Genomic DNA, 15,311 nt, shown 5'->3' on the forward strand with positions numbered 1-15,311 from the left:
CACCAGTGCGGTACACCCGCGCGCCCTTGCCGAACGGGTCCGGCAGGAATCGCTCGGCGGTAAGCGCTGGGCGGTCGTGGTAACCCCGGGCCAGGCCATCGCCGCCAATCAACAGTTCGCCGATCAGCCCGACCGGGTTCGGCGCGAAGTGATCGCCGACGATGTACAGCGACGTGTTGGCAATCGGCCGGCCGAGGTACGGCACGCGTTGTTCTTGAGTCAAGCGGTAGGCCGCCGACCAGATGGTGGTTTCGGTCGGGCCATACAGGTTCCAGACCTCGCCAGCGACATCGAGCAACCGCTCGGCAAGGTCCTCGGCCAACGCCTCGCCACCGCACAGGCATTTGCGCCCGGCCAACAAACCGGACGCCGGGTGGTCGAGCAACATGCGCCAGGTCGATGGCGTGGCCTGGACCACACTGACCTGTTGCCGGTCGATGGTCTTGAGCAGCGCCTCGGGGTCGTGGGCACTCTGCTTGTCCACCAGTACCACGCAGGCACCGCTCAACAGTGCGCCGTAAAGTTCCAGGCCGAAGATGTCGAACGAGAACGTGGTCAGCGACAGCACCCGATCACTGGCGGCGATGCCCGGTTCACGGGCCATGCTGGCGACAAAATTGACCAGTGCCTCATGACGCACCATCACACCCTTGGGCTTGCCGGTGGACCCCGAGGTGTAGATGGCGTAGGCCAGGTGCTCCGCATCCAGGCCCGCCGCCGGCGCCTCGCAGGCATAACCGTCGAGCCAGCCACCCTCCTGATCCAACACCAATGTCTTAACGCCACCACCGAACCCTGTGGGAGCGAGCTTGCTCGCGATAGCGTCGGCACACTCGACATCATCATTGACTGAACCACCGCCATCGCGAGCAAGCTCGCTCCCACAGGACAGCGGTAGCTGGTCGAGCAGCGAACTTTGGGTCAGCAGCAGCTCGATGCCGCTGTCTTCGATCATGTAGGCCAGGCGATCCTGGGGGAACGCCGGGTCCAGTGGCAGGTAGGCGCCACCGGCCTTGAGGATCGCCAGCAAGGCGACAATCATGTCCACGCCACGCTCCAGCGCCACACCGACCAACCGATCGGGCCCCACGCCTTGTTCGATCAAGCGATGGGCCAGGCGGTTGGCCCGGACATTGAGTTCGGCATAGCTCAGCACCTGATCGGCGAACACTAGCGCCGTGGCATCTGGCGTTTGGCGGGCCTGGGCCTCGAACAGCCGATGGACGCAGCGCACCTGCGGATAATCCGCCGCGGTGGCGTTCCAGCCTTGCACCTGCTGGCGGGTTTCGCGCTCGTCGAGCACGCTCAGTTCGCCCAGGGGACGTTGCCCGGCGTCGATCATTTGCAGCAGCAAGCGTTGCAGGTGCACGCCGATCTGCTCGACCGAGGCCTCGGTGAAACGAGCGCACTGGTAGCTGAACTGCACCGCCAGCTCGGCACCGAGGCTGACCAGCAGGGTCAGCGGGTAATTGGTCTGTTCCAGGTTGTCCACGGCACCGAAACGCAAACCTTCAGGCGCACCGTGCGCCAAGGCTTCGGAAATCGGGTAGTTCTCGAATACCAGGATGTTGTCGAACAAGGCTTCGCCGCCCAGGCCGGCCCAGCGCTGGATGTCGAACAGCGCCGTTTGCTCGAACTCGCGCAAGGCCAGGTTCTGCGCCTGGACGCAGTGCAACCAGTCACTCAGGCCCTGTTCCGGACGCGGGCTGGCAATGACCGGCAAGGTGTTGATGAACAGGCCGATCTGGCCTTCGACGCCCACCAGGTCCGCCGGCCGCCCCGCCACCGTCGCACCGAACGCCACACTGGCCTTGCCAGTGTAGCGTTGCAACAGCAACAGCCAGGCCGCTTGCACCAGGGTGTTGACGGTGACTTTGGCCTCGCGGGCGAACTCGGACAGGCGTCGGGTCTGCATCCCATCCAACTGCATGCGGTGATGGCCGTACAGCTTCGCCGAGACGTCCTGTGCCGGACGCGTAAACGCCTGGGCCAGGCGCACCGGTTCATCCAGCGCGCGCAACTGTTGCGTCCAGAACCCTTCGCCGAGGCGCGCGTCCTGGCGTTGCAACCAGGCGATGTAATCGCGATAACGGCCAGCCGGGCGTGCCACGCTGTCGCCGCGGTAGTGCTGCAACACTTCGCCAAGCAACTGCGCGCTGCTCCAGCCATCCATCAGGATGTGATGGTTGGTGTAGATCAGGTGATGCCGATCCGTACCGGTGCGCACCAGCACCAGGCGCATCAACGGCGCCAGGGTCAGGTCCACACCTTGCGCCCGTTCTTCATCGGCGAGGGTTTGCAAGGCGTCGTCGATCTCCGTCCGCCCGTTCCAGTCCAGCACACGGAACGGCACCTCGACCTGGCGCTGGACGATTTGCACCGGCTGCTCCAGGTCACCCTGCCAGAAGAACCCGGTGCGCAGAATGTCATGGGCATCGACCACCGCCTGCCAGGCGGCGCGGAAACGCTGCGGATCGACGCCCTCCACGTCAAGGCGCATCTGGTTGATGTAATCGCCACTGCCGTGCCCGAGCAAGGAATGAAACAGCATGCCCTGTTGCATCGGCGACAGCGGGTAGATGTCGTCGACAGCCTGAGGTTCTCGGACCAATGCGTCCAATTGCGCCTGGGACAGCCGCGCCAGCGGGAAGTCCGACGGCGTCACGCCACGGTGCTGGCTGTCGCAGCAATGGCGGATGAGTGCGGTGAGTTCTTGCAGGTAGTCGTCGGCCAGGCGCTGGATGGTCGCGACGTTGAACAGGTCGCCGCTGAAGGTCCAGCTCAAGTCCAGCTCGCCGCCGAAGACTTTGCCGTCCAGCGCCAGCGGACTGCCCAGCGGACCCTGCATGTTCAGCTCTTCACCGCCATGTTCGTCGGTGGGCACGAACAGGACATCGTCAGCCGCGGCGAAACTGCCGTCGAACTGGCCGAGGTAGTTGAAGGTCAGTTGCGGCGTTGGCAGAGCCTGCAACGCTTGTCGCGCCGGCCCATCGCCCAGGTGCGCCAGGGCGCCGAAACCGATGCCCTTGTGGGGGATGGCGCGCAGCTGTTCCTTGATCTGCTTCAGCGAAGCACCGAGCTCGGCAGCGGGTGTCAAACGGGCTGGGAACAGGCTGGTGAACCAGCCGACCGTGCGGGTCAGGTCGATGTGTTCGAACAGTTCTTCGCGGCCGTGGCCTTCGAGTTGCACCACCACGTTGTCAGCGCCGGTCCAGCGCACCATCACCCGCGCCAGGGCGGTGAGCAACAGGTCATTGACCTGGGTGCGATAGGCCGCCGGGGCGTGCTGCAACAGTTGCCGGGTGAGGGACTTGTCCAGTGACGTGCGGACAGTCACGGCCTGACCCTGTTGCTGCCCGCCCTGGGGGTTATCCCATGGCAATGCCGTGCAGGCGCCTTGCAACTGCTGCTGCCAGAATTCCAGTTCGGCCTGCAGGGATTCACTGCGGGCATAGCCCTGCAATGCTTCGGCCCAGGCTTGGATCGCGCTGGTCTTGGCCGGTAGCTGCACGATGGTGCCGGTCAGTGCCTGCCGATAAGCCGTTTGCAGGTCTTCGACGAGGATCCGCCAAGACACCCCGTCGACCACCAGGTGATGCACGATCAGCAGCAGACGCTGGGTGCCATCGGCGAGGTTCGCCAGCACCGCGCGGATCAGCGAGCCGCCGTCCAGTTGCAGGCTGCGCTGGGCCTGATCGCCCAGGGCTTGCAGCGCGGCGAGATCGGCGACGTCGGCTTGCCAGACAATCCCGTCGGCCACCCCGTCACGGTAGCGTGCCGTCCAGCCTCCGGCCTGCTCGATGAAGGCCAGGCGCAGGCTGTCGTGGTGCGCGACCAGGGCATCCAAGGCCTGCTCCAGCGCCTGGGCATCCAGCACCTGGGTCGGCTTGAGCATCACCGACTGGTTCCAGTGATGACGGTCAGGAATCGCCTGGGCGAAGAACCACTGGTGAATCGGCAGCAGCGCGGTTTCGCCGGTGACCGGTCGTTGGTCGATCGCTTGCAGCGCTGCGCCCGTCCGGGCCACCGCCGCCAGCGCCTCGATGGTCTGGTGCTGGAACAAGTCCTTGGGCGTGAAGTGGATACCGGCCTGGCGAGCGCGGCTGACCACCTGGATCGAGACGATGGAATCACCGCCCAGTTCGAAGAAGTTGTCCCGCAGGCCCACTTGCGCAAGCTTGAGCACGTCCTGCCAGATCGACACCAGTTGCTGTTCCAACGGGCTGCGCGGTGCCACGTAGGTTTGCTGCAATTGGCTGACGTCGGGCTTGGGCAGGTTCTTGCGGTCGAGCTTGCCGTTGGGGGTCAGCGGCAGGCGTTCGAGCAGCAGTAGATAGGCCGGGACCATGTGCGCCGGCAAGGTCGCCTTGAGTTGTTCACGCAGATGCTCGGCGAAATCCTCCCGCACCGGTTTATCGGCCACCACATAAGCCACCAGACGCTTGCCGTTGCCAGCAGCCCCTTCCTGGGCCACCACCACCGCTTCGCGAACGCCGTCCAGGGCTTGCAGGCTGGCTTCGACTTCACCCAGTTCGATGCGGAAGCCGCGAATCTTCACCTGGTTGTCGATGCGGTCCAGGTAATCGAAGGTGCCATCGACGCGTTGGCGCACCAGGTCGCCGGTGCGGTACAGCAAGCCACCGCTGCGGCTGAACGGGTCGGCGACAAACCGTTCGGCCGTCAGGCCCGGACGGTTCAGATAACCCCGCGCCAGCCCGGTGCCGCCCAGGTACAGTTCACCGGCCATGCCTTGGGGCAGCAGGTTCAAGTCGGCGTCGAGCACGTAGGCGCTGCGGTCGCCGATGCGGCTGCCGATGGGTGCATAGGCGGCGCCACACGCCACGTCGCGGCCGGCTTTCCAGATCAACGGGGTGACCACGGTTTCGGTCGGGCCGTAGCCGTTGATGATGTAGTCCGGATCGAGGGCGCGCTTGACCCGTTCGAAGCTGGCATTGGGCACCGCATCGCCGCCGAAGCAGTAGATGCGCACCTTCGGCGGGTTGCCCTCGCGCTCGGCGTGCTCGGCCAGTTGTTGCAGGTACACCGGCGGGAACGCCACCACGGTCACGCCGTGCTCGCGCATCGCGTTGCAGGTCTGCTCCGGGGTCCACAGGCTGTCGTCACGGATCAGCAGCGAAGCGCCGTGGGTCAGGCTGGTGAGCCAGCGCTCATGGGCACCGTCGAAGGCGAAGGACATGAAGTGGAATTCGCAATCGCTGCCCTGCATTTCATAGCGCTCACCGATGGCCTGGCAGTGCATCGCCAGTGGACCGTGGGCCACGCTCACGCCTTTGGGGTTGCCGGTGGAGCCGGAGGTGTAGATCACGTAGGCCAGGTTCTGCGGATCGACCTGAACGGATGGCGCCTCCAGCGGCTGCAGGCTCAAGTCCAGGCGATCGAGCTCCAGCACCTGGGCGGCACCTTCCAGCGGCAGTTGTGCCGAGACCCGGGAATCGGTGAGCAACAACGCCAGCCCCGAATCCTCGATCAGGTACACCAGGCGTTCTCGTGGGTAACTGGTGTCCAGCGGCACATAGGCCGCGCCGGCCTTGAGTACCGCCAGCAGCGCGACGATCACCCCTTCGCTGCGCGGCAGGGCCACGCCAACCCGGGTCTCCGGGACCACGCCACGGGCAATCAAGGCGTGGGCCAACTGGTTGGCGCGCCGGTCGATCTCGCCATAGCTGAAACGCTGGCCGTCAAAGATCACCGCCGTAGCCTGGGGCTTGTGCGCCGCCAGATCGGCGATGCGCTGATGCACGGTGATGTCGGTCGGGTACGGCTGCGGATGATTGGCGGCCTGTTGCCGGGCCTGTTCCTCGGCACTGACCAGGGCGATTTGCCCAAGGTTGCGCGCCGCCGACTCGGCGAAGCGTTCCAACAAATGCAATAGCTGCGCACTGATGCCGTCGATGGCCGCCGTGCTGAAATGCGCCCGGTCGAAACTGTAGTGCAACGCCAGCGTCTCGCCGAGGGTCACCGCCACGCTCAACGGGTAATGGGTTTGTTCCAGGTGGCTGACTTCACCAAACACCGCGCCCTGCCCGGCACCTTCTGCCAGGGCCTGGGCAATCGGGTAGTTCTCGAACACCAGGATGTTGTCGAACAGCGCCTCGCCGCCCTGGCCGGCCCAGCGCTGGATGTCCGCCAACGGCGTGTGCTCGAACTCCCGCAGGCTCAGGTTCTGTGCCTGCACGGCTTGCAGCCAGGCACCGACCGACTGGTCCGGACGTGGCGCGGCGATCACCGGCAAGGTATTGATGAACAGGCCAACCTGTTGCTCGATGCCCGGCAAATCCGCCGGACGTCCGGCCACGGTGGCACCGAAGGCGACGCTGTCATGGCCGGTGTAGCGTTGCAGCAACAACAGCCACGCCGCTTGCACCAGGGTGTTGAGGGTGACTTTCTGTTGGCGGGCGAACTGTTCCAAGGCCTGGGTGCGGGTCGCGTCCAGGGTCTGGAAGTGATCGCCATGGCCACTGTGGATTTCGCTGGCGGACATGACGCGCGCCAACCGCGTCGGCTCTTGCAGGGTCGCCAACTGACCGGTCCAGAACGCCTCGCTCAGTTGAGCGTCCTGGCGTTGCAGCCAGGCGATGTAGTCGCGATAACGCCCGACATTGGCCTTGGGCAAGCGACCGCTGTAGCGCTGCAATACTTCACCCAGCAATTGGGCGTTGCTCCAGCCGTCCATCAGGATGTGGTGGTGGGTGTAGATCAGGTGCCAGCGCTCGGCCTCGGTCTGCACCAGCACCAGGCGCAGCAACGGTGCCCGGGCCAGGTCGAAACCCTGCCGGCGCTCGGCGGCGGCGCGTTCATCCAGGGCTTCGCTGAGGCTTTCGCGTTCACGCCAATCCAACAGCGTGAACGGCAACTCGACCTGGCGATGGACCATCTGCAACGGTTGCTCGAGATCGCCCTGCCAGACAAAACCACTGCGCAGGATGTCCTGGGCGTCGAGGGTGGCCTGCCAGGCGTCGGCGAAGCGCTGTGGATCGAGGCCCTGCACGCCCACGCGCAACTGGTTGATGTATTCCCCCGCCGCCTGCTCGTACAAGGTGTGGAACAGCAAGCCCTGCTGCATGGGCGACAGCGGATAGAGGTCGTCCAACTGCCCGGCGGCCACCGGCAGGCTGTCGAGTTGCGCCTGGCGGATGCGGGCCAGGGGGAAGTCCGATGGCGTGGCCTGTGGCGTTTCCAGCGCGCAGCAGTGTTTGATCAACGCCCTCAGTTCAGCGAGGTAGTCAGCGGCCAGTGTCTCGATGGTCCGCTGCTTGAACATCCGATCGCTGAACCCCCAGTTCAGGGACAGCTCGCCGCCATAGACCTGGCCTTCCACCGTCAACCAATTCGCCAGCGGTGCCCGGGCATGTTGCGCCGCGCCACTGCCTTCGCTAGAGGGAACAAACAGCGCGCCGTCGTCGAACTGCCGGTCGAATTGGCCCAGGTAGTTGAAGGTGATACGCGGTGCCGGCAAGGCCGCCAGTTCGGCACGCACCGCCGGTTCGCCCAGGTAGCGCAGCACGCCATAGCCCAGGCCCTTGTCCGGCACGGCGCGCAGTTGTTCCTTGATGGCCTTGACCGACGCACTCAATGCCGGCGCCGGGCTGAGGTTGACCGGGAAAAGGCTGGTGAACCAGCCGACGGTGCGGGTCAGATCAACGCCATCGAACAGCGCTTCACGGCCATGGCCTTCGAGCTGGATCAGGGTGCTGTCCTGGCCAGTCCAACGGCACACCGCACGGGCCAGGGCCGTCAGCAGCAGGTCATTGACCTGGGTGCGATAGGCCTTGGGCGCCTGTTGCAGCAGTTGGCGGGTCTGTTCGGCGTCCAGTCGCACCTGGACCTTGCGCTCGTCACACGCCAGCAGCAGGCGCTCGGGGTAATCGCACGGCAAGCCGTTGCCGGCCGGCGCCTGACCTTGGGCGCGCCAGTAATCGAGGCTGCCCATGAAACCATCGAGATGCCCGTGCAGGTGCGCGGCCCATTGTCCATAAGCGCTGGTCTTGGCCGGCACCTGGATCGCCTGGCCGGCCTGCAGTTGGCGGTAGAACTGTTGCAGATCGTCCAGCAACACGCGCCAGGAAACACCGTCCACCACCAGGTGATGGATCGCCAGCAACAAGCGCTGGCTGCCGTCGACCATGTCCACCAGCAACGCCCGCAACAGTGGCCCGTCTTCCAGGTCGAGACTGCGCTGGGCGTCGTCGCACAGGGCGTTGAGTTGTTCGACCGAGGTCGCCTGGCGCTGCCACAACAAACTGGCCGCCGACGGCTCGGCATAGGCTTGCTGCCATTGGCCGTTCACCTGGGTAAAGCGCAGGCGCAGGCTGTCATGGTGCTCAGCCAAGCGGGCCAGGGCCGCCGCCAATGCCACGGCATCAAGGTGTTCGCCAGGCACCAGCAGCAGCGACTGGTTCCAGTGTTGCCGCTCGGGAATGTCGCGCTCGAAAAACCACTGCTGCACAGGCGTCAACGGCACCGCGCCGCGTGCCAGGCCCTGATCGATCGCCTGGCTGTCGCCCTGGCGCGCTACGAGCGCCAGGCTGCGCAGGGTCTGGTGCTGGAACAAGGCCTTGGGACTGAGCACGATCCCGGCTTGCCGCGCACGGCTGACCACTTGCATGGCGACGATGGAATCACCGCCCAGCTCGAAGAAGTTGTCTTCCAGGCCGATGCTGTCGAGGTTCAACACGTCCTGCCAGATCGCCGCCAGGGCTTTTTCCATTGGGCTGTGGGGCGCGACGAATTCACGCTGCTGTTCGCTGCCATCGACGGCCGGCAACGCCTTGCGGTCGAGCTTGCCGTTGGGGGTCAGCGGCAGTTGTGGGAGGAACATCAGATAGGCCGGTACCATGTAGTCCGGCAGGTGTTCGCGCAAGGCAGCCTTGAGGGTTTCGCGCAATTGCACCTGGCCCTCGGCCTCGGTCAGCACCGCGGCCTCGCTCGGGACGATGAAGGCCACCAGTTGCTGACCGTGCTCGCCGTCCTGGGCCAGCACCGCCAATTCGCGCACCCGAGATTGTTGCAACAGGCGCGCTTCGATTTCCCCCAGTTCGATACGGAAGCCGCGGACCTTGACCTGATGGTCGATGCGACCGACGTATTGCAAGGCGCCGTCGGCCTGGTAACGGGCCAGGTCGCCGGTGCGATACAAGCGTTCGCCACAAGTGGAAAACGGGTTTGGCACATACTTCTCGGCAGTCATCGCGGCACGGCCGAGGTAACCACGGGTGATGCCCGCGCCGCTCAGGTACAGCTCCGCCGAGACGCCTTGGGGCACCGGTTGCAGGTCGGCGTCCAGCAGGTAGCTGGCGGTGTGCTTGAGGGGCCGGCCGATATTCGCCGTACCGCCGGCGGTGCGCCGGGTCCAGGTGGAATAGGTGGTGTCTTCCGAGGGGCCATAAAGATCGTACACATGCTCTACCCCCTGTGGGAGCGAGCTTGCTCGCGATGGCGCCCTGTCAGTTGGCCCATGGGGGGCTGACCCGCCGCTATCGCGAGCAAGCTCGCTCCCACAGGAAGAGGATTGTTGGTACAGCGCATCCACCAGGCTCTGCTTCAGTGGCTCACCGGCCAGGTTGATGATGCGCACACTGGCCGGGATTTCACCGCTGCGCTGCAACGCGGCAATCGCCGAGGGCACCGTGTTGATCAGCCGCACCTGATCCCGGGCCGGCAATTGCGGCAACTCCAGGGCATTGCGGGCGATGATCAGCGAGCCGCCGTTGGCCAGGGTCACGAACAGTTCCCACACCGACAAATCGAAGCACACCGACGTGGAGGCGAGTACGCCCTGGATGTCGTCGCGGCTGTAGACCGATCGGGACCAATCGATCAGCGCCAGCACATTGCGATGGGCAATCGCTACGCCCTTGGGCTTACCGGTGGAGCCGGAGGTGTAGATCACGTAGGCGAGGTTGTCTGGCGTGACGAGGGTGATCGGTGCACTGAGTGGGTACTGCCCCAGCTCGATCCGATCCAGCATCAGCACGGCGGTTTCGGCCGGCACGTTCAGCGTCGCCGCCACCGCCTGTTCGGTCAGCAAGACCCGGGCGCGGCTGTCATCGAGCATGTAGGCCACGCGCTCGGCCGGGTAGTCCGGGTCCAGCGGCACGTAGGCCCCGCCGGCCTTGAGTACCGCCAGCAAGGCGATCAGCAGGTGCTCGGAGCGCGGCATCGCCACACCTACCCGCACTTCCGGGCCCACGCCCAATTCGATGAGTTTATGGGCCAGGCGATTGGCGCGGCCGTCGAGTTCGCTGTAGCTCAGTCGGATGTTGGCGAAGGTCACCGCCAGTGCATCCGGCGCAGCCAGGGCCTGGCGGGCGATCATCTGGTGGATGCACAGCGTCTGCTCGAACGGCGTATCCACCGGGTTCCAGTCATGGATCAGGCGCTGGTACTCATCGGCTTCAAGCAACGGCAACTCAGCGACGAGCGCGCGGCTGTCGGCAACCATGCCTTGCAGCAGTCGCGTCCAGTGCCCGGCCATGCGTTCGACCGTGGCGGCATCGAACAGATCGTTGGCATAGGTCAGCGCCGCGTGCAGTTTGCCGGCCTTTTCCCAGGTGTCGAGGGTCAGGTCGAACTGTGTGGTGCGGCTCTGCCATTCCAGCATCGACAACTCCAGCCCCGACGCCGTGCGGATGCTGGCGATGTCGGCCACTTGTGGCTGGTGGTTGTACATCACCTGGAACAGCGGTGTATGGCTGAGGCTGCGCTCCAGTTTCAGGGCTTCCACCAACCGTTCGAACGGCAGGTCCTGATGGGCCTGGGCGCCGAGGGCGGCTTCCTTGACCGTGCGCAGCAGCTCATCGACACGGGTCTGGCCGCCGAGCTCGGTGCGCAATACCTGTGTGTTGACGAAGAAGCCGATCAGCCCTTCGGTTTCGGCGCGGTTGCGGTTGGCGATGGGCACGCCGACACGGATATCGGTGTGGCCGGTGTAGCGATGCAGCAGCACGTTGAAGGCACCGAGCAGGAGCATGAACAGGGTGATGTTGTGCTGCTGGGCGGTGGCGCGCAGTTGCTCGGCCAGTGCCGGCTCCACAGCGAACTCAAAGCGCGTGCCGCGATAGCTGGGCATCGCCGGGCGTGGGTGATCGATGGGCAGCTCCAGCACGGGATGCTCATTGCCCAATTGTGCCTGCCAATATTCGAGTTGACGCGCCTGCTCGCCGGCCTCCAGCCAACGGCGTTGCCACAGGGCGTAGTCGCTGTACTGGATCGGCAAGTCGGCCAACTGCGGTGCAACGCCGGCCTCATGGGCGTCGTAGAAACGGATGAACTCATCGATCAGTACGTTCATCGACCAGCCGTCTGAAACGATGTGGTGCAAGGTCAACAGCAGCACATGTTCCTGCTCATCGAGCTTGAGCAATTCGACCCGCAGCAAGGGCCCACAGGCCAGGTCGAACGGCCGCATCGACTGGGCCTCGGCAGCCAGGCGAACCGCCTGCTCGCGCTCGGCGGCCGGCATGGCACTGAAGTCTGCGTGGTCGATCACCAGGGGCGCACTGGCTGGCACTTGCAGCAGGCGGTCATCGGCCTGGCGCTGGAACACCGTGCGCAGGGTTTCATGACGGGCTACCAGGCTGGCGAAAGCTTGCTCCAGGGCCGGCAGGCTCAAGACACCCCTGAGCCGCACCGCCCCGGGCAGGTTGTAGGCACCGCTGTCCGGCTCCAACTGCCAAAGGAACCACATGCGCTGCTGGGCATAGGACAACGCCTGGCGATCCTCGGCCTCGACGCCCTGGGGGATAGGAAAACCGCTGAACTGCACGCCCTCCTTGTCCAGCGCGGCCAGGAACATCCGGCGCTTGTCCAGGGGCAACCCGATAAACCGGCGAGCAAGTTTCAAGGCGTCTTCAGCATTCATTTCTGGGGTATCCGGAATCAGTGGGCACAAGGCACAAAGGCAAGTCGTCCCTATGAAACGAATGCAAACCGGAAAAATTAGCGCTTGAGAATAGGTGTCAGGAAGAGCATCCCGACAGGCAACAGACCGCCCACCGTGTGGCGAGGAGACTTATCCCCGGCGGGTCGCGCAGCGGCCCCTGGAACCTGTCACCGGGGAGCATCAGGTTGATTGAGATTGTCCTTGAGAGGGCTGCTTCGCAGCCCGGCGGGGATCAATCACCTCGCCACAGCAGGTTATTTGTGCATCAGCGCATCAGGCACTGATCGCCAACCCATGCCGCCGATGATGCACGCTCAACTGATCCTTGATCAGCCGCAGCACCTTGGCCTCGTGCTCATGGATGAAAAAGTGCCCGCCCGCCAGCATGTCCACCGAGAAGCTGCCCGTGGTTTCCTGGCGCCAGCCCATCAGTTGTTCGGTGGTGGCCTTGTCGGTGGTGCCGCCGAGCACATGCACCGGGCAACCGAGCGGTGGGCGCACCCGCGGCTGGAAACGTCCGCACAGCAGGAAGTCCGCCCGCAGGATCGGCAGGGTCAGGGCCATCAGCTCTTCATTGGCCAGGATCTCCTCGCTCGTGCCGTTGAGGGTGCGCAACTGCTCGATCAACTCAGCGTCGGTTTTCGCCTTGGCGAAACCGCGGTCGTAGTCGGCCCGCATCGTCGGGGCAGCGGTGCCCGAGGCAAACAGTGCCACCGGCTCCGGGCAGCCGAGCTCACGCAGGGCATGGGCAATGTCGCAGGCCAGCAGCGCGCCGAGGCTGTGACCGAACACGGCGTAAGGGGCCTTGAGCGTCGGGCGCAGCTCCCGCGCCAGTTGCATCGCCAACGGGCCCATGTCGGTGTGCAGCGGCTCGTCGAAGCGCGCCCCGCGCCCCGGCAACTCCACCGGTTGCACGTGCAGCCATTGCGGCAACGTGCGTCGCCAGCGGCTGTACACCATCGCGCTGGCGCCGGAATAAGGCAGGCACAGCAGGGTCAGTTGGGTCACTGCGGTTTTCTCCAATCGGTCGTGTAGGGAAGATAACGAAATCGTAACCCACAGAATTAGTCAAAACCGTGACGTTCGCTCTCTTTTCTTCGCCCGACCTTATACTGGCGGCACCTCGAATCACGCCACCGCACAGGAGAACGCCATGGGCTGGTCCGCCAAGCAATACGTCACCTTCGAACAGGAACGCACCCGTCCGTCCCGGGACCTGCTCGCCGCCATTCCTGCCGTGCAGGCCCGTACGGTGATCGACCTGGGGTGCGGCCCGGGCAATTCCACCGAACTGTTGGTGGCGCATTTCCACGGTGCCACGGTGCGCGGCCTGGACAGTTCCAGCGACATGGTCGACGCCGCCCGCAAACGCTTGCCCGCCGTGGAATTCGACACCGCGGACATCGGCCAATGGGATGAACCCGGGCCGTTCGACGTGATCTTCGCCAACGCGGTACTACAATGGCTGCCCGACCACACCACCCTGCTGCCCTCGCTGATGGGCAAACTCGCCCCCGGCGGCAGCCTGGCGATCCAGATGCCCGACACCCTGCACCAACCCTCCCACCGCTTGATGCGGGAAATCGCCGCCAACGGTCCCTGGGCCAGTCTCCTGGCCGGGGCGGCGGATTCCCGTACCGAGGTGGAGGATCCCAGCACGTATTACTCGATCCTCAAGCCCCACTGCAGCCGCGTCGATGTGTGGCGCACCACCTACCATCATCCGTTGGCCGGCGGCGCCGCAGGCGTGGTGGAGTGGTTCAAGGGCAGCGGCTTGCGGCCGTTTCTCGAACCGCTGGACGAGGCGCAACGCGAGCAGTACCTGGCGCACTACCTCAAGGCGATCGAACGGGCTTACCCAGCCCTGGACGACGGGACCGTGCTGCTGCCGTTTCCCCGGGTGTTCATGGTCGCGACGCGCTAGGGCGATGGTCGATGACGCAGCGACGAGGGCCTAAATTTCTGATCCGGGCTCTCGTTACCTGCTAAGACCAAAAACCCGCAAGAGTGACCGCCGTGGACCTGCAAACCATCCTGGGCAAGCTGTTCGCCAATGCCGGCGCCGTCGGTATCGATGGCGTCTTCCAATTCGTGTTCGGCCCGCACCAGGCGTACTGGTCCGAGGTCAAGGCCAGCAGCCGCACCGAGGCGGGCCGCCACGCCAGCCCCGATGTGACCATCGAGGTGGCGGAAAAGGACTTCCTCGGGATCATGGCCGGCATGGCCAATGTCGAGGAACTGTTCGCCAGCGGTCGCCTGAAGATCGGTGGCAACATGGGCCTGGCGACGTTGCTGCCGCAGATCATCGACCATGCCCGGCATGGCGGTGGCGTGGTGGAAAGGGTCGACATGAACAAGCGCTACCCCACCCCGCCGCGCTTCAGCGAAAAACTCACCGCCAGCCTGCCGACCCAACGCAACGTCGAGCGTCGTCCTTTCAGGGAGCTGTCGGTGCAAGAGTTTCAAGCGCGCTATTTACCCCACGGCATTCCGCTGGTCATCGGCGATGCGTTGCAGGACTGGCCGTTGTTCAAGCTCAGCCGCGAAGAATCCCTGGTGCATTTTGCCGAGCTGCAAGGCATCACCCGCCACGGCGACTACGTGAAGAAGACCTTCTCCACCGAGCGGGATTTCCGCTCCACGTCCATGGCCGACTTCATCGCCTCCCTCGACAGCCCGGCGACCAAGGGCGCGGACGGCGAACCGCCGGCCTACATGGGCAACAACATCCTGCCGGCGCAACTGATGGAGCAGATCAAGTACCCGCCCTACTTCGACCCCTCGCTGTTCATCCCACCGCGCATCTGGATCGGCCCCAAGGGCACCCTGACGCCGCTGCACCGCGATGACACCGACAACCTGTTCGCCCAGGTCTGGGGCCAGAAAACCTTTACCCTCGCCGCGCCCCATCACCGCGAAGCGCTGGGCACCTGGTCCACGGCGCCCCAAGGCGGGCTGGACGGCTGTGATTTCAACCCGGACGCGCCGGACTACCAGCGCTTCCCCCACGCCCGGGACGTGACCTTCATGCGCGTGACGCTGGAGGCTGGCGATTTGCTGTTTTTACCGGAAGGCTGGTTCCATCAGGTGGAGTCGGTGTCCACCTCGTTGTCGGTGAATTTCTGGGTGAATTCGGGGCGGGGTTGGTAACAGCCGAACACCGCTTTCGTGGCGAGGGATTTATCTGTGGCGAGGGGATTTATCCCCGCTAGGCTGCGCAGCAGCCCCAAAACCTGGCAACGGTGATGTGTCAGGCGGTTTGAATGGGGGCCGCTTCGCGCCCCAGCGGGGATAAATCCCCTCGCCACAGATTTTGTGTTCGGCATGGGTGGCGTGTTCAGTGGATTGTGAAGATCGCTTCACCCAAATGAACTCTGCACGCCTCACGCCAGTCAGCAGGTTAGGCCCT

The 15,311-nt window shown here is 64.8% G+C and carries 4 protein-coding genes (1 of these 4 running past the window's edge); 2 read left to right on the plus strand and 2 right to left on the minus strand.

Annotated elements, in window-relative coordinates; genetic code table 11:
• Together ACMTA2_RS22775 and ACMTA2_RS22780 are read right to left on the minus strand one after the other, a co-directional pair.
• A protein-coding gene (locus ACMTA2_RS22775; protein WP_413791873.1) for a non-ribosomal peptide synthase/polyketide synthase crosses the window boundary here: on the minus strand, positions 1 to 11,881 show its 5' portion. Its footprint begins 680 nt before the window's first position; the window shows 11,881 of its 12,561 coding nt (coding positions 1–11,881); the start codon lies at positions 11,879 to 11,881; its stop codon lies off the left edge, out of view.
• A gap of 294 nt (positions 11,882 to 12,175) precedes the next feature.
• Complete coding sequence (locus ACMTA2_RS22780; protein WP_413791874.1) at positions 12,176 to 12,910, minus strand: thioesterase II family protein; 735 nt, start codon at positions 12,908 to 12,910, stop codon at positions 12,176 to 12,178.
• A 145-nt stretch (positions 12,911 to 13,055) separates the two neighbouring features.
• On the opposite strand from ACMTA2_RS22780, the gene tam reads away from it, so the two are divergent.
• Together tam and ACMTA2_RS22790 are read left to right on the plus strand one after the other, a co-directional pair.
• Positions 13,056 to 13,826 (plus strand): trans-aconitate 2-methyltransferase, encoded by a 771-nt coding sequence (tam, locus tag ACMTA2_RS22785; RefSeq protein ID WP_413791875.1) that lies wholly within the window; start codon positions 13,056 to 13,058, stop codon positions 13,824 to 13,826.
• Positions 13,827 to 13,918: 92 nt separating this feature from the next.
• Positions 13,919 to 15,052: a cupin-like domain-containing protein gene (locus ACMTA2_RS22790; RefSeq protein WP_413791876.1), complete on the plus strand. Its 1,134-nt coding sequence runs from the start codon at positions 13,919 to 13,921 to the stop codon at positions 15,050 to 15,052.
• The last annotated feature ends 259 nt before the right edge of the window (positions 15,053 to 15,311 follow it).

Source organism: Pseudomonas medicaginis, assembly GCF_965119365.1.
In the GTDB taxonomy this organism is placed as follows: domain Bacteria; phylum Pseudomonadota; class Gammaproteobacteria; order Pseudomonadales; family Pseudomonadaceae; genus Aquipseudomonas.

What these genes read in the sequence shown, in the direction of transcription:
- tam (WP_413791875.1), top strand. Translation starts at nt 13,056, where the DNA reads ATGGGCTGGTCCGCCAAGCAATACGTCACCTTCGAACAGGAACGCACC.